The organism is Mesorhizobium sp. M0909 (genome assembly GCF_040319515.1).
Classification (GTDB): domain Bacteria; phylum Pseudomonadota; class Alphaproteobacteria; order Rhizobiales; family Rhizobiaceae; genus Mesorhizobium.
Genome location: NZ_JAMYOA010000011.1, coordinates 89,519 through 106,535, shown reverse-complemented (window position 1 = coordinate 106,535; position 17,017 = coordinate 89,519). Strand labels below are relative to the sequence as shown.

17 protein-coding genes and 2 pseudogenes are annotated in these 17,017 nt (G+C 59.4%); 9 read left to right on the top strand and 10 right to left on the bottom strand.

All coding sequences use genetic code 11. The annotated features are described in order from the left end of the window. Positions 1 to 26 precede the first annotated feature (26 nt). On the top strand, positions 27 to 905 hold the full coding sequence (locus tag NKH83_RS18550; RefSeq protein WP_352806437.1) for an SMP-30/gluconolactonase/LRE family protein: 879 nt from the start codon (positions 27 to 29) through the stop codon (positions 903 to 905). A gap of 545 nt (positions 906 to 1,450) precedes the next feature. Here NKH83_RS18550 and NKH83_RS18545 read toward each other — a convergent pair. From NKH83_RS18545 to NKH83_RS18530, 4 genes are all read right to left on the bottom strand, one after another. Beyond that, positions 1,451 to 1,960: a ferritin-like domain-containing protein gene (locus tag NKH83_RS18545; RefSeq protein WP_352806619.1), complete on the bottom strand. Its 510-nt coding sequence runs from the start codon at positions 1,958 to 1,960 to the stop codon at positions 1,451 to 1,453. A gap of 250 nt (positions 1,961 to 2,210) precedes the next feature. Beyond that, a complete protein-coding gene (locus NKH83_RS18540; RefSeq protein ID WP_352806434.1) occupies positions 2,211 to 2,792 on the bottom strand; it encodes an FAD-dependent oxidoreductase in 582 nt (193 codons plus the stop codon). Next, positions 2,789 to 3,469 carry a hypothetical protein gene (locus NKH83_RS18535; protein WP_352806431.1) on the bottom strand — a complete coding sequence of 227 codons (681 nt, stop codon included), beginning with the start codon at positions 3,467 to 3,469 and terminating at the stop codon, positions 2,789 to 2,791. Before NKH83_RS18535 ends, NKH83_RS18540 begins: the two co-directional genes overlap by 4 nt. Before the next feature lie 276 nt (positions 3,470 to 3,745). After that, a complete protein-coding gene (locus NKH83_RS18530) occupies positions 3,746 to 4,039 on the bottom strand; it encodes a DUF6894 family protein (RefSeq protein ID WP_352806428.1) in 294 nt (97 codons plus the stop codon). Between the two features lie 489 nt (positions 4,040 to 4,528). Between NKH83_RS18530 and NKH83_RS18525 the strand changes: the two genes are divergently transcribed. The 3 genes from NKH83_RS18525 (at position 4,529) to NKH83_RS18515 (ending at position 7,051) form a co-directional block, all read left to right on the top strand. Next, positions 4,529 to 5,926, top strand: a complete 1,398-nt coding sequence (locus NKH83_RS18525; protein WP_352806425.1) for a cytochrome B6 — start codon at positions 4,529 to 4,531, stop codon at positions 5,924 to 5,926. A gap of 44 nt (positions 5,927 to 5,970) precedes the next feature. Further along, complete coding sequence (locus tag NKH83_RS18520; RefSeq protein ID WP_352806423.1) at positions 5,971 to 6,585, top strand: DUF4142 domain-containing protein; 615 nt, start codon at positions 5,971 to 5,973, stop codon at positions 6,583 to 6,585. Positions 6,586 to 6,760: 175 nt separating this feature from the next. After that, positions 6,761 to 7,051 carry a hypothetical protein gene (locus tag NKH83_RS18515; protein WP_352806420.1) on the top strand — a complete coding sequence of 97 codons (291 nt, stop codon included), beginning with the start codon at positions 6,761 to 6,763 and terminating at the stop codon, positions 7,049 to 7,051. 330 nt (positions 7,052 to 7,381) lie between these two features. Here NKH83_RS18515 and NKH83_RS18510 read toward each other — a convergent pair whose 3' ends face one another. From NKH83_RS18510 to NKH83_RS18500, 3 genes and pseudogenes are all read right to left on the bottom strand, one after another. Beyond that, complete coding sequence (locus NKH83_RS18510; protein WP_352806418.1) at positions 7,382 to 7,936, bottom strand: hypothetical protein; 555 nt, start codon at positions 7,934 to 7,936, stop codon at positions 7,382 to 7,384. A 13-nt stretch (positions 7,937 to 7,949) separates the two neighbouring features. Continuing rightward, entirely contained in the window at positions 7,950 to 9,125 is a 1,176-nt protein-coding gene (locus NKH83_RS18505; RefSeq protein ID WP_352806414.1) for a zinc-dependent alcohol dehydrogenase, read from the bottom strand. A 457-nt stretch (positions 9,126 to 9,582) separates the two neighbouring features. Then, positions 9,583 to 10,314 (bottom strand): annotated as a pseudogene (locus tag NKH83_RS18500) (IS5 family transposase). 108 nt (positions 10,315 to 10,422) lie between these two features. Here NKH83_RS18500 and NKH83_RS18495 point away from each other — a divergent pair. From NKH83_RS18495 to NKH83_RS18480, 4 genes and pseudogenes are all read left to right on the top strand, one after another. Next, positions 10,423 to 10,947, top strand: a complete 525-nt coding sequence (locus NKH83_RS18495; protein WP_352806412.1) for a YciE/YciF ferroxidase family protein — start codon at positions 10,423 to 10,425, stop codon at positions 10,945 to 10,947. 132 nt (positions 10,948 to 11,079) lie between these two features. Further along, positions 11,080 to 11,253: pseudogene (locus tag NKH83_RS18490) on the top strand (septum site-determining protein MinD); the annotation flags it as partial. Continuing rightward, entirely contained in the window at positions 11,250 to 11,522 is a 273-nt protein-coding gene (gene minE, locus NKH83_RS18485; RefSeq protein ID WP_352806409.1) for a cell division topological specificity factor MinE, read from the top strand. The pseudogene NKH83_RS18490 and the gene minE, both read left to right, overlap by 4 nt. After that, positions 11,519 to 12,685: a beta-glucosidase gene (locus tag NKH83_RS18480; protein ID WP_352806406.1), complete on the top strand. Its 1,167-nt coding sequence runs from the start codon at positions 11,519 to 11,521 to the stop codon at positions 12,683 to 12,685. Before minE ends, NKH83_RS18480 begins: the two co-directional genes overlap by 4 nt. Before the next feature lie 49 nt (positions 12,686 to 12,734). Here NKH83_RS18480 and NKH83_RS18475 read toward each other — a convergent pair whose 3' ends face one another. The 3 genes from NKH83_RS18475 to NKH83_RS18465 all read right to left on the bottom strand — a co-directional run bounded on the left by NKH83_RS18475 (position 12,735) and on the right by NKH83_RS18465 (position 15,397). Further along, positions 12,735 to 12,824, bottom strand: coding sequence for a hypothetical protein (locus NKH83_RS18475; protein ID WP_352806615.1), 90 nt, complete (start codon positions 12,822 to 12,824; stop codon positions 12,735 to 12,737). 255 nt (positions 12,825 to 13,079) lie between these two features. Next, positions 13,080 to 14,222, bottom strand: coding sequence for a UDP-galactopyranose mutase (gene glf, locus NKH83_RS18470; RefSeq protein WP_352806403.1), 1,143 nt, complete (start codon positions 14,220 to 14,222; stop codon positions 13,080 to 13,082). A gap of 2 nt (positions 14,223 to 14,224) precedes the next feature. Then, complete coding sequence (locus NKH83_RS18465; RefSeq protein WP_352806401.1) at positions 14,225 to 15,397, bottom strand: glycosyltransferase family protein; 1,173 nt, start codon at positions 15,395 to 15,397, stop codon at positions 14,225 to 14,227. Positions 15,398 to 15,815: 418 nt separating this feature from the next. On the opposite strand from NKH83_RS18465, the gene NKH83_RS18460 reads away from it, so the two are divergent. Further along, complete coding sequence (locus tag NKH83_RS18460) at positions 15,816 to 16,739, top strand: glycoside hydrolase family protein (protein WP_352806399.1); 924 nt, start codon at positions 15,816 to 15,818, stop codon at positions 16,737 to 16,739. Positions 16,740 to 17,017 lie beyond the last annotated feature (278 nt).

The following is a 17,017-nucleotide window of genomic DNA, read 5'->3' as shown; positions in this document are numbered from 1 at the left end:
TGCAAGTTCGAACAGAGGAGGACGGAATGAAGATCGAGGTCGTGGTGGACGTGAAGACCACGCTGGGCGAGGGACCGCTGTGGGACGTTGAACAGGAGCGCCTCTACTGGATCGACAGTTTCGACGGGCGCGTGTTTCGGGCGACCGCCGACGGCCGCGAGATCCGTTGCTGGGACGTGCCGATGAAGATCGGTTCGATGGCATTGCGCAAGGACGGCGGTGGCGCGGTGGTGTCGCTGCAGCGCGGCTTCCATCTGCTGGATTTCGCCACCGGCGAGGTGACGCTGATCCACGATCCAGAGCCGGACAGGCCGATGAACCGGCTCAATGACGGCAAGGTCGATCGGCGAGGCCGCTTCTTCGCCGGCTCAATGGACACCATGGAAGAGGGACCCTCCGGCGGGCTCTACCGGCTCGATCCGGATTTCTCGGTGACCCGAATAGATTCCGGCATCATCTGCTCCAACGGTCCCTGCTGGAGCCCCGACGATCGCACTTTCTATTTCGCCGACACCTGGACCGGTGAGATCTGGGCATACGACTACGACATCGCAACCGGTGCCGCCGCCAACCGGCGCACTTTCACGCGTGTCGATACCAGCCGGGGAGGGGCGGCCGACGGCTCGACTGTCGATGCCGAAGGATTCCTTTGGAACGCGCTGGTCTATGATGGCAGGCTGGTCCGCTACGCGCCTGACGGCAGCGTCGACCGTGTTATCGACATGCCCGTCAAGAAGATCACCAGCGTCATGTTCGGCGGGCCAAAGCTCGACATCCTGTACGTTACATCGATGGCCAAACCGCCGCTGCCGCGCTTTCCGGGCGACGGAGTTTTACGCGGCAGCCTTTTTGCCATCACCGGCCTCGGCGTGACGGGAGTTCCCGAGCCAAGATTTGCCGCGTAAAACGGTGCGTAGTGGCGGTCATCCTTCCCGCCTGCTTGGTGCCAACCCCAACGTCCCGCCGCAGGGCAACCGGCGCTGGAACCTCGTGCCGGGCGGTTCTGATGGAACCCACAATGACAGGCTTGGGGCGCTTCGTCTGAAGTGTGCGCGAACATGTCCCTGGAAACCATCAACCGAGCCTTGGAGACCTGCTCGGAACAAGAAATCCATCCATTAGCAACTCCAATGCCTCGAGTGCCTCTTCGTCCCGCAAATTGGTCAGAGCTACGCCGTCCACGAAGACGACCTTTTCATCGTCTATGTCGTAGACCTCCCAAAGCCCGTCCTTGATCCTTCGGATGGCGTGCCGACGCTCCATAAGCAAAATCTGATACTTGAGTCTCGGCGACGTTGGGCAGAAGATTCGGGCACGAGCCGATCAAAATAGTGGAAAACCCCAAGCCTCTGACGATGCTCTTGAAAGTTCTCGGCGACTTCCGCCGTCGGCACACTGCGGCAGTCGCTCGCGCGCTGTTTACTTGCACGAAGCAAACCTCGGCGACTGATTAACGCTTGGCACTCTCGCTCTCCGTCTCGGCCCGCGCCAGGAACTGCTCGGTTGTCGAGGGAATATGGCTTTTCAGCCAGTCCGCCATCGCGACTTCCTCTTGCAGGTTCTGCTCGCAAACCTGCGCGACCTCCGTTTCACCGACCGATTTAGCAGCGGCGATAAGGATCGTGTAGGAGGCGATTTCCATGTGCTCGAACGTGTAGCTCGCAAGTGATCCTTTCATCACCTCGTCGCCAGCGAAGACACCGCTCAGCGACTGCGCCATCGCGGTCAGCTTGCCGCCGGCATCCTTCAACGTCGAGGACCCTTGCCCGATGCGGTCGAGACAGGTTTTAAGCCGAGCCGCCTGCTGCCTGGTCTCATCGAGATGCTGCCGGATTCGGTCGCTCAATTCAGGATAGTTCTCAATACGGTTCAACTGCCCACTCAGCATAGTCTCGGCCTGCTCCTCCATGGCGTGAGCATCCCTGAGCCACTGGACAAGCCATTCACGTGATTCTGACATTTCACTATCTCCTTGATGATCTTCCAGAACTTTCAAAAGAAGATATTGTTCCTCGTTGGTTTTGGCTGCGGAACAGACATAACAGCCAGCCGCCAGCTTTATGTTGGCGGGCTTTTGCTCGTCCACACTGCCTTTCAACGAGACAGGCCGGGACCGCAAGACAGCGCGCGGCAAGCCTCACCGGTTGCGTCAGACGGGGCATCGCCGGCGATGACCATCGTTGCATATGTTCTCCAAATCGCCGGGCACCCTATGCGTGCTTGGTGCTGTCGCTCACGAGGCGGGCCAACCCGCAAAGATCAAGATACGGGTCGAACTGGTACTGGCCCGAAAAGCGGAGTGCTCCGGTGGGCCCCCGGGCAGGTCCGCATCGGACAAGAATTCGGCGCGATCCAAGAGACGCGCCGGCGTCGGCCTTACGGCGGAACTTCTCCGCCTGTTGTTTGTCTTCAGCGTGGACAAAGGCAGGTTTCGCTTCCAGGTTCGCCCTATCCGCCATGGCCGAGCAAAGCGCTGCGATTTTCTCTTTCGCCTTTTCATTCGCGGCCGCGTACAGCTTCGCGCCTTCCTGGCAGAAATTGCGAATGAGGGAAGCGTATTCGAAGCCATGCTGGGATGTGACCTTGGCGGTAGAGCGGCCGCAGGCCTGCAGGCCGATCTGGCGCGCCTCAAGAACCGCGACCCTCAGACCCGAAGCTACGCAGCAGAGAAAGGCCGCCTGCAGTCCCGCAATGCCTGCGCCGACGATCGCGACTTCGAAGTCATGATTGCTCTGCAAGGCACCAAATGAAACCTCACGCTCTCGATCGAGCCAAAATGGGATTGGCTTCATCGGCCCGGCCCTCTCTCGCGCCTTTCCAAGGCTGAAACTTTGGCATCCGAAGGTCTGCCGAACGCTTCGGATTCGGCGGCTTCCAACTCGTTGAGAGATTTTGCGAGCGCGGTACCCCAGACCATATGCACGGCGATCATAAGCAGATTTCGCTGTGCAGGATGACGCCATGCGGGAGCAAGAATTCGCGCTGCAGGAATCCAGCCCAGATAGCTCGCGGCCCACACTCCGAGGCCATAAAGCGTCCCGCTGCCGCGACGCCGTGGCAAAAGTGCGAAAATAGCACCTGTGATGGCGCCGAACCCAAAGTGTGCCAACAGAGTATTCGTTCGCGCCTGCCGTTCATCGCCGTGCATGTCCAGGTGATCGACAATTTCGCGGGGCGGCAACGGGTAGCGGCTCGTCTCGTTCAGCAACGTCTGGAGCTGTCGCATGGCGCCGGTCATCGCCATCGTTGCCGCTAGGCCGGCCAGAGCTCCCAAAATCATCCGCCGCACAACAGCCTCCTGAGGCAATCTTGCCCAACAGGGCTGCGGGTCGATTGTTCCGTGGAGCGCTATTCGAGCTTGGCGGTGTAACCTCTCCGGCAACATCTTGCAGACCGATAGGATGGCAAAAAAGCCACGCGGCACGCCTTTCCACCGCAGCGACACGGTAGCCGCTGTCACCAAGGTCATCGAGCATGCGCCGCGTGCTGCCGGGTAATGGGGTAGCTCCAACGTCGGGAAGTTCGACGGTCTTGCCTCGTCCATCTTATTGGTTGCTGACCACCCGGACAAACTCGGCCGCAGGCTCACGCCGGCCGGCTTTTGCTTGAGCCGGAGTATCGTCGTCCCAACGAGTCGCCGCTCTACCCATGATCCCTCCAAGCCTCTGGCTCACTCCCACCGCAAGGTGGCGAACCTCTTTGTCTCTGCTTCTAAGGCATCCATGGAGTTCGCTGATGGGCGATATCAACCGGACCGCATGACATCAGGCTCCTCGGCAGGCGGTTCATCTCGTCTCGGCTGAAGTTCCGGATATTCCCTCATTACGTCAGCGAAATTGACCGTCGCGATCAGATAGCCAGCTTCATCGTAGACCTTAGTCGTGGACCCGGATTGATCGACGGCGTCCGGAAGGCCCGCGACCAGCGCAGTTCGCACTCTTTCAATGGCTTTTTGGTTGGCTGCTTCGACGCTGGCGAGTTCGATCTCGAAGGCGTTCGTCTGTCCGAATTCAGTATTCTCGAAGCGAAATCTGGGCATGGGCACCTCCTGCTACCCGGAGCAATGCTCACTGGGTAATTCCGTTCCGAGGAACACGGCCCGAGAGTACGTCACTGCCCGATGGGTAGCAGCCGCAGAGCGTACCAACCGCTCTTTTTCGACCGGTGGGTCCGCGCAAAGCGCCACGGATGAAGCGTTCGCGTTTGAGCGCAGGGACGGCTACGCTCCTATTTCTGCTCCCGCCTCGCTTTCGCGGCTTCTGTCATGCGGGCACAGTCGAGTGGAGAGGACGGCGATCCATTCGCCATCCCCGGCACGGCTGCTATTCCTCTTAAGAGCGAGGGCCGGCGCGGCAGGATTGGTATTCGTGACCATCGAAGTGGGCGGGCGCCAGTATGGAGACGTAGCCAAACACACCAGACGCTTGGCCCCGATCCGGCTTTTTCGAAGCCTGGGAACAAAGATTGGGCCCAGGAGTTGGACCAAGTCCACGCCACAGGCGCTTAGACTTTCTTGTCGGGAGGGGATATGTCACGTGTCTTCAACTTCGGTTTACCGGTCTTTCTTGGTGCTGCGGCGTTCACGCTTAACGTTGCTTCGGACCCGCTGCCGCCGGATCTGACCTATCGTCCATTGCCAAGCCTGCCCTTTTCTGCGGTGAAGGAGAATGACCAAGCGCAAAAACCCGCCGTGATCGAGCGGCAGCGCAAGTTGCTCGAGAGCCGTTACAACCTGGCGGACCGGCCGATGCGGGGCGTCATGATGTCGGGCGGCCGGAAACTGGTGCAGGAGGGCGGCAGGGTCAAACTCCCGGCAGGTGAGACCTGGGACAGCCTGGCCGCCAAAACTCCCCAAGAAATCCGCGACCGCGGTTTGTTGCCGAACGGCTTCCTGCCGCTGCCGCACGTCAAGCAGGCGACCGGAGGCCAGGTCTTTCCGGAAAACCAGATCAGAGAGATCGGCGCCGATGAAGGGCGCGATCTGCGGCGCTTCGACGTCGATTTCGACCTGCCCGATTATCTTACGCCGGAATTCCCACCTCCGATATTCCTCAGCACCCACCCCGAACTGGGGGATGTGTCGCGCGGGGATCTGCTGACGATCCGCAACTTCTACGAATATATGAACGGCATCATCACACCCGTACAGATGGAAGGACTGCGTCTGCTGCTGACGCCCTTCCCACAGGAGGAATTCAATCAGACCGAGGATAGAAAGGTCGCGATGCAAAGCATGGGTGTGGCATGCCTCGACTGCCACGCGAATTTCCATACCAACGCAGCCTTTCACCTGACGCCGGACGTCCGGCCGCAAGCCGAGCGCTTTCGGCTCGACACAACCAGCCTGCGCGGCCTGTTCAATCAGCAGATTCATGGCTCCAAACGCTCGCTGCGCTCAGTCGAGGACTTCACGGAATTCGAGCAGCGTACCGCCTACTTCAACGGCGATCACGTGAGCGCCACCCGCAAAGGGGTGAATCTGCCGGACCGCACGAACCAGGTGGCGATGATGGCGCAGATGCAGAACATCATCGATTTTCCGCCGGCGCCGAAGCTCGACCCGTTCGGGCGGCTTGACCCGGCCACCGCAAGTGCGCAGGAGCTCAAGGGCGAGCAGGTGTTCATGGGCAAGGGCCGCTGCGCCGAGTGTCATGTTCCAGGGTTGTCATTCATGGACAACAACATGCACGACCTGAAGCTCGAGCGGTTCTACAAGATCGGTAAGACCTTCAACGACCAGGTCGCCATACCGGATGGGCCGATCAAGACCTTCACACTGCGCGGGATCAAGGATTCTCCGCCCTATCTGCATGACGGCCGCCTGATGACGCTTGGCGATACGGTTGAGTTCTTCAACTTGGTGCTCGGAACGAAGCTTGACCAGCCGGAAAAGGATTCACTCGTGGCTTACCTGCTCACTCTCTGAGCGAGCGAAAAAGCCGCTGCCGGGGGGCCCGCCTTCGGCGCAGAATGGAGGACATCATGCGTGCTGCCGCAATCACCTTCGCCCTGGCGCTGTCGCCTTGTTGTGCGTTGGCGCAGATCGGCAATCCGGCCGGCCTTGCTCCCGACACGAGGATGGAGAAGCCTGGAGTTCCAGCGCCGAACCAGACGAATTATCAGGATCGGCTTTTCGCCCAGCTGGTCACGGCTGGCGGCAGGGCCGAGGTGGAGCTGGGTCGGCTCGCGGCTGGAAAGACAAGCCATGATGGGGTGAGGGAATTTGCAAATCGAATGGTCGAAGACCACGACAAGGCAAATAAACAGCTGAAATCCATCGCGGACAAGAGCGAGATTCCGCTTCCCGAAGAGCTCGACCCCGATCATAAGAAAATCCGCGCCGATCTCGAAAAACTGGACGGCGCTGCATTCGAGCTGGATTATCTGGCCGCGCAGATCGTCGACCACCAGAAGGCGGCGCAGCTTCTGGTCTGGGAGATTGGCTCCGGCGAGGATGCAGAGCTTCAGCAGTTCGCCTCCGACAAGCTGCCGACGGTGCTGGAACATCTCGACATGGCTCGCACGTTGCACGCGGATCTGGCAGGGAAAGCTTCGCTTGGACCGGAGTCGCAAAAGAATAAATAACGCCGCCCATTTCCAACGCAGCCCCTGAAAGTTCGTGGCTGCCGTCGCCCGGAACTCGACGGGGCGAGAAGCGCGTCGGGTCGCGGAAAGATCAATCCCCCTGCTGATTGGAAAAGTGACGCGATAGCGGAACTGCGGCTCGCCGCCGCGCTTAGTTTGGCGAAGGAGCTATCGCATGAGCGCGACCAAAGAGTTTTTTGAAGCCTGGCTACAGGAGAATGTCAGCACCCTTCCCGGTGAAGAGGAAGTGAGTGTCGCCGTGCTCGCGCAGCAGTTCGAGCAGGATGCCGAAGCGGCCGGCTATGGTCGCGAGGTACGTGAGGACGAGCTCGGAAATACCGAAGATGCGATCGGGCAAGCGCTGAAGAATTCCGTGCCAAGTGTGCATACCGTCCGCGCCGAACAGAGCGATCTGGGACCTGTCATGGATGCGCTGGAGGTCGATGATTCCAAGAGCGGGCCATAGCTTCAGGATATACGCCCTATCCAGCTGTCAGAGTTTGCCCGAGGAAACCGTATGGAGCAGTTTCGCAAGGACATCGCCGCGTTGCTACACAGCATCACGCCTGAACTCGCCAATCTGCGGCTTGCGACGTCAATGTCGTGTACTTCGGTGTGCCTGTGGCCGCGATCACAATTGGTGCTGATCGATGCCGCGGTGCCAAATGTCCGGAAAACATCATCGATGTCGCCGAGAGACCTTTTGGCAGTGGCGCCCGACCGGCTGCCATCCTGTTGACCCACGGCCATTTCGGACAGGGGCGACGGCAGAGAAGGAGGACAGGGGTAGTGCCGGTCAATCATCACGTCGGTTCTGGCCGGCAGATGTCGACCTCTCTGTCCGCGCAAGGCCCCGCACGGCGGCCACTCCGCGTGGGAAGCCGCTGCGGTTGCTAAAATCCCGCGGTTGCGCGCGGCCGCGAGCGTGGCGGGCGCTTACCTTTTGGGCGCTCAACCAATCGACGAGCGTCACACTGGCGACGAGGACCAGAGCAAGGCCGACATTGTCACGCTTTGGATTGCTGCGCCGGAACGCCGGCAAGAGTGTTGCTATGTCGAGCGCGTCACCGCCCAAACGGCTCCAAAGCCCTGCCTGTTTGTCTACCGACAAGGAGAGAATGCCGCTGCTGACCTCCCGCGCCCCGTAGGCACGGATGATGCTCTCCTTGCCGCGCATGCCGAGTGCGCGGGCGATCCGCTCGGAGGCCACAAGCTCGGCGACACCTAGCGCTATGCTGAACCAGCCCAGTCTGCGGGTAAGCATATCGGAGGCTGCCAGCGCAGTCGGGCCAGACTTTACGACCTTGGGGTCGCTTGGCGATCTGCTGAGATTCCCGAATTTGGTAAGCATGTTGATGGCTCTCCTAGGGCTTCAGTACGACTTTGACGCAGCTATCCTGCTTGTCGCGGAATACCCTGTACATCTCGGGTCCTCGTTCGATCCCGACCGTGTGGGTGATGACGAAGGAGGGGTCGATCTGACCTTCTTCGATGCGGCGCAGCAGGTCGTCGGCCCAGCGATTCACATGCGTCTGGCCCATCCTGAAAGTCAGGCCCTTGTTCATGGCTTGGCCCATCGGGAGCTTGTCGACGAACCCGCTATACACGCCCGGGATTGAGATGACGCCGGCTGGCCTGCAGACATAGATCATCTCCCGCAGCACGTGTGGGCGATCGTTTTCCATCAGCATCATCTGTTTCGCGCGGTCGTAGAGAGTGTCTGGTTGCCCAAGTGACACATGGCTTTCCATCCCGATGGCATCGATGCATTTATCGGGCCCTTTGCCACCTGTAAGCTCATTCAGCGTCTCGATAACCCTCGCGTCCTTGAAGTTGATTGTGATGGCGCCGGCTGCCGCGGCCATGGAAAGGCGTTCCGGCAGGCAGTCGATCGCCACAACCTGCGCGGCCCCGATGAGGACCGCGCTGCGTATGGCCATCTGCCCCACCGGGCCACAGCCCCAGATCGCGACCGTGTCGGACGGCTCGATGTCGCACTGAACAGCAGCCTGCCAGCCGGTTGGAAAGATGTCGCCGAGGAAGAGGACCTGCTCATCGGAGAGGCCGTCCGGAACCTTGATATGCGTGGCGTCGGCAAACGGCACGCGAACATATTCGGCTTGTCCGCCCGGGTAACCGCCGGTGAGATGGGTATAGCCAAACAGCCCGGCCGTGGTGTGCCCGAATGCTTTGTCGGCGATATTCTTGTTGCGGTTGGTGCGTTCGCAAACCGAGAAATTCTTGCGCTTGCACTGCTCGCATTCACCGCAAATGATTGTGAAGGGAACAACGATGCGATCTCCGTTCTTGAGGGCGCCGTTTACGCCGGATCCAACTTCCACCACCTCTCCCATCATCTCGTGGCCCATGATGTCGCCAGGCAGCATCGCCGGGATGAAGTTGTGATAGAGGTGCAGATCCGAGCCGCAGATCGCGCAGCTGGTCACCTTGACAATGGCGTCGCGCGGATCCTCGATTTCGGGATCGGTAACCTCGTCGCAACGTATATCTTCTTTTCCATGCCAAACGAGAGCCCGCATGCTTCATCTCCTGTGGATGCCCGTCTGCAGCGCCGCCGGCAACGCCCTCGGCCGAACTGACGTCGCGCAAACGGGTGCTGAGAACGGCTGCTTCCTTCATTCCGGAGCCAACCCCGGCCGCTTTCCTTCGGACTATGGAGTTTCTTGCGCCGAACCCGTGAGGCAGCATCGATGTTCCCGCATCTTTAAAAAACTCCGGTCCCGCACTATCAGAAGGGTCGGCTGACAATTTTCGCAGAGGCACCAGGGTCTTTTCACAGCCGTCGCTGCCCGGTCGGAACATGGACTCCGGCTCAGCGGTTTGTTTCACCGGGTGTTCGGCTTCAGGCCGAAGGCCTTGCCCTGATGCCGCCGAATAAGGGTCAATGGTCTGCCGGGACGTCAGTGATCTTCTCCTATGTACCCACAGGACCAGGCAGGCCCATCTGACCTTCACATCCAGCAATCACAGTTAGGGTCAGGACTCATTGATCCAGAAGATGAAGGCTGCAGCGAAGGCGATCGCCGACAAGAAGGTGTGAGCACATCGGTCGTATCTGGTGTGGATGCGTCGCCAGTCTTTGAGGCGTGCGAACATGTTCTCGATCCTGTGGCGTTGTCGGTATAGGACAGGATCGTAGCTGTGCTGAACACGATGCTTGGCATGGGGTGGGATGCATGGCGTGATACCGCGCTCGACGAGCGCCTGGCGGAAGGCCGCTGAACTGTAGGCCCGATCGGCGAGCAGGGATTTGGCGGCGGGCAAATCCTCGATCACTGCCGCAGCAGTCTTGTGATCATTGGCCTGCCCTTCGCTCAGATGCAGCAGCCGCGGACGTCCCTTGCCGTCACAGACCACTTGCAGCTTGGTGGTCAGTCCGCCTCGGCTGCGTCCGATACATCGGGATAGAGCCCCTTTTTAAGGAGGCTGGCGGCAGTGCGATGCGCTTTGAGATGGGTGGCATCGATCATCAGATTGTCCGTTTCGCCGCCCTGCGCGGCCAGTTCCGCCAGGATGCGGTTGAACACACCCAGCCGACTCCAGCGGATGAAGCGGTTGTAGATAGTCTTGTGCGGACCGTAGTCGGAAGGGACATCTCGCCAGCGAAGACCATTGCGGATCACGAACAGGATGCCGCTCAGCACCCGGCGGTCATCTACACGCGGCACACCATGCGACAAAAGGAAAATAGGGCTCGATCCGGCGCATCTGCTCCGGCGCTCGCGGGACAGCGAGTTGCGAGCCATAGTGAAGGAACAACAAGGCACTGGCCTCGTTAGAGCCGTACATCCATCGATAGCTCAACAGGAGATCAGAATGGCGACGACGAGAAGATCACAGGGCAGTTCCAAGGGCTTGGAAGACCTTTTCTACGATGGTCTGAAGGACATCTACTACGCCGAACGGAAGATTCTGACCGCCTTAAAGAAAATGGCAAAGGGCGCAGAGTCCGAAGAGCTGAAGGCCGCGTTCGAAAAGCATCGAGACGAGACAGAAGGTCAAATCGATCGCCTGCAGCAGGTTTTCGACGCGTTCGGCAGGAGGGCGCAGGGCAAGACCTGCCCAGCAATCGATGGCATGATCGAGGAGGGGCAGGAGATTTTGGAGGAATTCGGGGACGCTCCAGCATTGGACGCAGGGCTCGTGGCTGCAGCCCAGGCCGTCGAGCATTATGAAATCGCGCGCTACGGCACACTTGTGACGTGGGCGGGCTTGCTCGGCCTAAGAGACGCAGTCCCACTTCTGGAACAGACTCTCGAAGAAGAAAAAGCGACCGATGAGGCGCTCACCCAACTCGGCGAAACTGGCGTCAATGAACGGGCAATGCAGCAGGCCGCGTAAGGTCGCGTATTGCTGGGGTGGCCAATCCGAAATTTGCATCTTCTTGAGCAGCGCAATGAGCGAATTCGGATTTGGCCATTTCCTCTGTCGCTTGCCTGTCGAGCACCCGTGTTTTGGCACCAACCGCATTTACTACTGCGCGCCTCCAATGTGGGCGCGCCGGTTACACTCAGCGAAAACACCAACCCCGCCGCACGCGCCTTTATCGACGCGGCAAGAAGACTCGAGGGCGAGGACCTGCCGGTCATTCTGCCTTTCGAACGGAGGGGCCTCCTCGACCGGCTGTTGGGAAGGAGGGCAGCATGAACCTGCTCGATATCTTCAAGCGCCGCGGCAGCGCGCCCGTGGCGCGCGAGCGCTTGCAACTGCTGTTGGCTTACGAGCGTCGAAGCCGCAACCAGCCCGATCTCGTCTCCGTGTTGCGCGAGGAGATCATGGCGGTGATCGCCAGGCAACGCCAACACGTTGACGTGATGGCAGCCGAGTCCAAATCGAAGAGGCGACCGAACCTGGCAAAGGGCGATCGCCGAACGCAAGTGCTTGCGCCATCCCTGGCCGACAGGATGCCGGTATGAACGAGGAACCGGCTCGTCGGCCTGCGGCAGATCCCTGTGGCATCGACAGCTTTTTCATGGCTGGTTTCGAGTGTTCCTCGCATCGTCGTGCCGACGGGGTGCGCCTTGATCTGATCCGTGCGACCTCACATGACACCCATGCATCCGGCGACTATCGCCGCTGTGCCGAGCTTGGGCTTCGCACGATCCGCGACGGCTTGCGCTGGCACTTGATCGAAACAGCGCCGGGAGTGTTTGACTGGTCGAGCTGGATGTCGGTGATCGAAGCAGCCCAAGCGGCCGGGGTGCAGGTCATCTGGGATATCTTCCACTATGGTTCGCCAGACCACGTCGAGCAAGGTGGCCCCGGCTTTTTCGAGGCCTATGTCCGTTTCGCCGCGGAAGCTGTTCGGGTTCATCGCTTAGCCACCGGAGTGGCTCCCCTGGTATGTCCGATCAACGAAATTTCGTTCTTTGCGTGGGCGGTGGAGGTCGGCTATTTCCCGCGCGTCGGGCAGAACAAGCGCGGATGGTTCAAACGCCACCTTGTCAGGGCAGCGATCGCCGGGATCAGAGCAATGCGGGAGGCCGAACCCGGTTGCAGGTTCATCTGGGCTGAGCCGCTCATCCATATTGCTCCTCGTGACCGCACTCGCGCCGAGCGGCGGCGCGCCGAAAATGCTCGTCAGGGCCAGTTCGAGGCTTACGACATGCTGGTTGGGCGCGCTGAGCCGGAGTTGGGTGGCAGCGAGGACCTTGTCGACGTCATAGGCCTCAACTTCTACCCGCACAACCAGTGGTACTTGAATGGGCCAACGATACCGATGGGGCACCACGAATACCGGGCGCTTTCGGAAATGTTGGTCGAGGTCGATGAGCGCTATAAGAAGCCAATGTTCATTGCCGAGACCGGCGCCGAGGGGTCGGGACGGCCGGCTTGGCTCCATTATGTTTGCGACGAAGTGCGCGATGCGATGAGCCTCGGCGCACCTATTCAGGGCATATGCCTGTACCCGGTGACGGCCTACCCCGGTTGGGACAATTCGCGCCACGCCGAAGTAGGCTTGTTCTCCACCATTCATGCGGACGGCTCGCGCACTCTTCACAAGCCGCTTGCCGACGAGTTGGAGCGCCAGCGCCGATTGTTCGAGGCCTTCGAAAACGAGCCAGCAGGCGCGGTATAGCCCTGTCGATAGCGCGCCGCGCTTTAACTGCATCGGCAACGCGGTAAGCCTATATCTGTCTGCCGAGAAAGATCCTGGCGTCCTTGGCCGCAGCGATGAACCCCTCGCGTGCGACCCTTGGCGACTTTCCGCCGCGGATGACGGCAAGGCACGCCCCGAGGTTGCGAGTCTCGACTTGGAAGCCAGCTCCGGCCTATCCTTCAAGAGAACCTCGGCCGCGTCCGTTACCGACACAACAACCCTTGTCGCGATCGATCCGGCGGGTTGAACGACTATCGGCGTTGTGAAACGCCTCGTACGCACAACCCCTCCAACGGCATATTAGGTTCCCTTGATCTTTGCGCCATCTCAAATGTTAATGCTCGCCGCGACCAGCTTAATCCCGGCGCATCGTTCACTCCGCCGCCTCGCGCTGCGTCGGCATCTGCCCGATGCCGTTTGCCGGCATGCTCTTTTGAATGCGCGCGAACGTCGCCAACGCCTGTCCGACGACCTGATCCATATTGTAATAGCGATATGTCGCCAGACGTCCGACGAACCAGACCTGTGGGCACGCCGCTGCCAACGCTTCGTAGCTTTTGTACAACGCCTCGTTTTCGGGCCGCGGCACCGGGTAATAGGGATCTCCGATGTCCGAGGGGTATTCGTAGGTCAGGCTGGTCTTCGGACTCTTCTGTCCGGTCAGATGCTTGTACTCGGTGATGCGGGTGTAGTTTTCCGTCTGCGGATAGTTGACGACAGCGACCGGCTGAAACTCCTCGCAATCAAGCGTCACGTGCTCAAAGCGCAGCGAGCGGTAGGGCAAGCGACCCAGCTTCCAATCGAAAAATTCGTCGATTGGCCCGGTGTAGATCATCCGCTGAAACGGAATCTTGTCACGAATCTCGCGATAATCGGTCTGCAGCATGATCTTGATCTTGGGATTATCCAGCATGCGCTGGAACATGCGCGTATACCCGCCTGCCGGCATTTTCTGGAAAGTGTCGCCAAAGTAGCGATCATCCCGATCGGTCCGCGTTGGCACCCGCGCTGTGACTGATTTGCTCAACTGGGAAGGGTCAACACCCCACTGCTTCCTGGTGTAGCCGCGGAAGAATTTCTCGTAGAGCTCCCTGCCCACGGTGCTCACGACGACGTCTTCGGCTGTGCGGACTTCTTCCACCGTCTCTCGCCGGGAAGCGAAGAACTCCTGCAACTGCTCGGATGTCAGCTTAAGGCCGTAAAGGCGATTTATGGTGTCTAGATTGATCGGTATCGGCAGCAGCTTTCCGTCGACCAGCGACAGCACGCGGTGTTCGTAAGACCGCCATTCGGTGAACTGCGACAGGTAGTCGATGATCGATTGGGCGTTGGTGTGGAATATGTGCGGCCCATAGCGGTGGATCAGGATCCCTGCCTCGTCATAACAGTCATACGCATTGCCGCCGACGTGATTTCGTCTGTCGACGATCAGGACGCTTTCTTGTCGTTGCGATGCCATGCGTTCCGCCAGCACGCTGCCGGCGAAGCCGGCGCCGACGATCAGCCAGTTGAACATGCTCACGCTCCCCTCGGCAACGGGACGACGCTCTTCATCGCGTGGGCGCGCTGGATGTGGGCCGCCATCGCATTCCAGGTCTTCTCCCAGGACATGTCGGCGAGGTAAGCGTCGGCTTTCTCCACCAGGAAATTGCGGGGACGCGCCAGGATGGATCGAAGCTTCGCTTCGACATCCTCTGCGTCGACAATGTCGACCAGGCCTTCGGCGCCGTAGGTGCGCACGACGTCGACGATCGCTGTGGAAACCACCGGCAGTCCTGCCGCCAGGAATTCAGGAGTCTTTGTCGGACTGATGTAGCGTGTCGCCTCATTGAGCTTGAAAGGCATCCAGCCGGCACTCCAATGCCGGAGGTAGCGTGGCAGGTCGGCATAGGACTTGCCGCCCAGCCAATGCAGGTTGCTTGCCGTGGGCAGCCTCGCCGGATCAATCTTGACCACAGGGCCGAGCATGACGAATTGCACGTCCGGCATTGCCGCAGCCGTCTGCGCTACCAATTCGACGTCGAGCCGCTCGTCAATGACCCCGAAATACCCCACTCTCGGGTGAGGTATGTTGGCCTGGTCGAGTGGGTCCTCCCCCGGCTCTCTCGCCTGATGGAAATGTGCAACGTCGATGCTGCTTGGAAAAGGAAAGATCGAACGATGCAGGCTTCGCTTGGCCTCGTAAAGGCTCTGCCCGCCCGTGAAGACGATATCGGCACGTTGGAACAGCGCCTTCTCCAGCTGTTTCAACTCTGCCGGTGCGTTCTTGAACGCGGAGAGTTCATCCATGCAGTCGTAGACGCAGACGTCAAAGGCGAGATGGTCGCTGAAACGTAGCGCCATGGGCGTGTAATACCACGCGGTCAGCCGTTCATGCGGCGTTGAGGCGACGATCTGGTCGACGAATCTGCGCTGGAGCGCATCCGCCTTGGTGGCGGACGCGCCGACTGGAATAACCGGAGTCACAATTTTGATCGTAGGTGAAACGTCGTTCACCCGCATCGAAGCGTGGCGCCTTTCCTCGAAGATCGGCTCTTCGAAATAAATTAGCTGCTGCTGTTTCGAGGCGAGCGTCAGAATCTGTTGCGGTCGTTGGAATACAAAATTCCATCGGAGGTGGGAAAAGCAAAGTAAAATTGACGATTGTACGGCGGTATTTGGTGCTGTGGAGGTGCCCGCCGCCATTTCCATGTAGAAATCCTTCGTTGCAGTTAGAAATTTCCTCGATTAGCATACGTTAATCGAGGCAGCTTCGAACGAAATTCGCAGCCATCTATATAACTTTCATCCCAGTAAGTTGTTCCATAGTTCCAAACTGTCTCGGGCGAGGCCAGCGGTCCGCTCCATTCCGGCCATGGCTCAACAGAGAAGGTCAAGCCGGACGACCTACATCCGGCTGACATGATGGCCGCTCCAGAAGCTGAAGCTCCGCGCCGTGCGTGACCTCACCCAAAATGTGGCGCATTGCCACAGAACGGTTGAAATCGTTCAATCGTTCAACAACCGTTCATGGGCGGAGTTATAAATGAGGCCTGCGAATCGACTCATTCGAGTCGCGCAGGTGGTTCATTGGGTTGGGCCCGCGAGGAATCGAGGGATGGTTGGCGAAATGAAGATTGACTTTGAAACCAACGTGTTCCCGTTGTTTCACCCGCAGGCCGTGGATGATCTGAAGGACCCTTGTCCGGTGTTCGACGGCACGCTCTGGCACGTCTTCGGCTCCAGCGGCACCGTCACAACAGAGAGCTGGAAAATCCTCCACGCCACAGCGCCGGATCTTTATGGACCCTGGACAGAGCACGAGGCGATCGTTTTGCCGGTAACCGGATCGGGCATTGCGGCGCCCGGCGTCATTCATGAGTGCGGCGTCTTCCACATGTTTATCCAGACCGAATTCATGAAGTCCGGCGGACGTTGCGAGCACGCGGTGTCCAATGACGGCTTTCATTGGGTGGTGCTCAATGCGGCGATATTGTCGCTGCCCGACACCGATGAGGACGGCATCTACGATCCCCACCCCGCAATCATCGGAGGCAAGCGCTATATCGTCTATTCAGGCATGCCCAAATTCACCAGAGTGCCTCAGCCTGATGTCTATCTGGCGCGCAGCCAATCCGATTCTTGGTTCGGTCCATGGAAACGTCTCGGCAAGATACTCGATCATCTCGACGTGCCGCATCACAATGCGCGCGAGCACCCCGATTACGAGTGGGGGATAGAAGGGGCGCAACTGGTTGAATTGCCGGATGGCCGCGTGCTTCTCAACGCTACCTGCTTCCTCCCCGACGGCCCCCGTGGAAGCCGTCAACGCGTTTTCTTTGCTATCGCCGATAGGGTAGAGGGTCCTTATGTCTCGGTCGGCCCCGTCCTTGATCCTGGCGAGCCAGGAGAGAATGGCCATTCGACCGTAATGATCGAAGGCCGGCAATTGACTTTGTTCTACCAGAGCAGACGCGAGACGACGAACCACCGCTGGCGATATGGTCTGGCCAAGTGCGACTTGGATCGGCACATACTTTCCAGAGTTGCCTAGGAGACGTGATCCAATCGTAGCCGCTGGGCTATCCACCTCGTCCAGGTCGCATTGCCCGACGGACGCCGACAAAAACCCAAGAAAAGCACAGATTAAGCTCGGGTGTTGCCAGTCGCCGTTTCTGATCGATGGCCGTCAAGTGATAGCTGATGGCTATGATGTCCCAGGCTGATGACATAGCCAGTCGCCGAAGCCTGCGACGAGGCAGGTTGAGAGTATAAAATGCATCAAGGTAAGCTGGTCGCGTCAGATAAATATTTAAATTCTCTCTTCGAACT

Bases quoted from the DNA above. Each gene is read 5' to 3' on its own strand.
- NKH83_RS18550 (WP_352806437.1), top strand. From the start codon at position 27: ATGAAGATCGAGGTCGTGGTGGACGTGAAGACCACGCTGGGCGAGGGA.
- NKH83_RS18545 (WP_352806619.1), bottom strand. From the start codon at position 1,960: ATGTCAGAATCACGTGAATGGCTTGTCCAGTGGCTCAGGGATGCTCAC.
- NKH83_RS18540 (WP_352806434.1), bottom strand. From the start codon at position 2,792: ATGAAGCCAATCCCATTTTGGCTCGATCGAGAGCGTGAGGTTTCATTT.
- NKH83_RS18535 (WP_352806431.1), bottom strand. From the start codon at position 3,469: ATGACCTTGGTGACAGCGGCTACCGTGTCGCTGCGGTGGAAAGGCGTG.
- NKH83_RS18530 (WP_352806428.1), bottom strand. From the start codon at position 4,039: ATGCCCAGATTTCGCTTCGAGAATACTGAATTCGGACAGACGAACGCC.
- NKH83_RS18525 (WP_352806425.1), top strand. From the start codon at position 4,529: ATGTCACGTGTCTTCAACTTCGGTTTACCGGTCTTTCTTGGTGCTGCG.
- NKH83_RS18520 (WP_352806423.1), top strand. From the start codon at position 5,971: ATGGAGGACATCATGCGTGCTGCCGCAATCACCTTCGCCCTGGCGCTG.
- NKH83_RS18515 (WP_352806420.1), top strand. From the start codon at position 6,761: ATGAGCGCGACCAAAGAGTTTTTTGAAGCCTGGCTACAGGAGAATGTC.
- NKH83_RS18510 (WP_352806418.1), bottom strand. From the start codon at position 7,936: ATGCTTACCAAATTCGGGAATCTCAGCAGATCGCCAAGCGACCCCAAG.
- NKH83_RS18505 (WP_352806414.1), bottom strand. From the start codon at position 9,125: ATGCGGGCTCTCGTTTGGCATGGAAAAGAAGATATACGTTGCGACGAG.
- NKH83_RS18495 (WP_352806412.1), top strand. From the start codon at position 10,423: ATGGCGACGACGAGAAGATCACAGGGCAGTTCCAAGGGCTTGGAAGAC.
- minE (WP_352806409.1), top strand. From the start codon at position 11,250: ATGAACCTGCTCGATATCTTCAAGCGCCGCGGCAGCGCGCCCGTGGCG.
- NKH83_RS18480 (WP_352806406.1), top strand. From the start codon at position 11,519: ATGAACGAGGAACCGGCTCGTCGGCCTGCGGCAGATCCCTGTGGCATC.
- glf (WP_352806403.1), bottom strand. From the start codon at position 14,222: ATGTTCAACTGGCTGATCGTCGGCGCCGGCTTCGCCGGCAGCGTGCTG.
- NKH83_RS18465 (WP_352806401.1), bottom strand. From the start codon at position 15,397: ATGGAAATGGCGGCGGGCACCTCCACAGCACCAAATACCGCCGTACAA.
- NKH83_RS18460 (WP_352806399.1), top strand. From the start codon at position 15,816: ATGAAGATTGACTTTGAAACCAACGTGTTCCCGTTGTTTCACCCGCAG.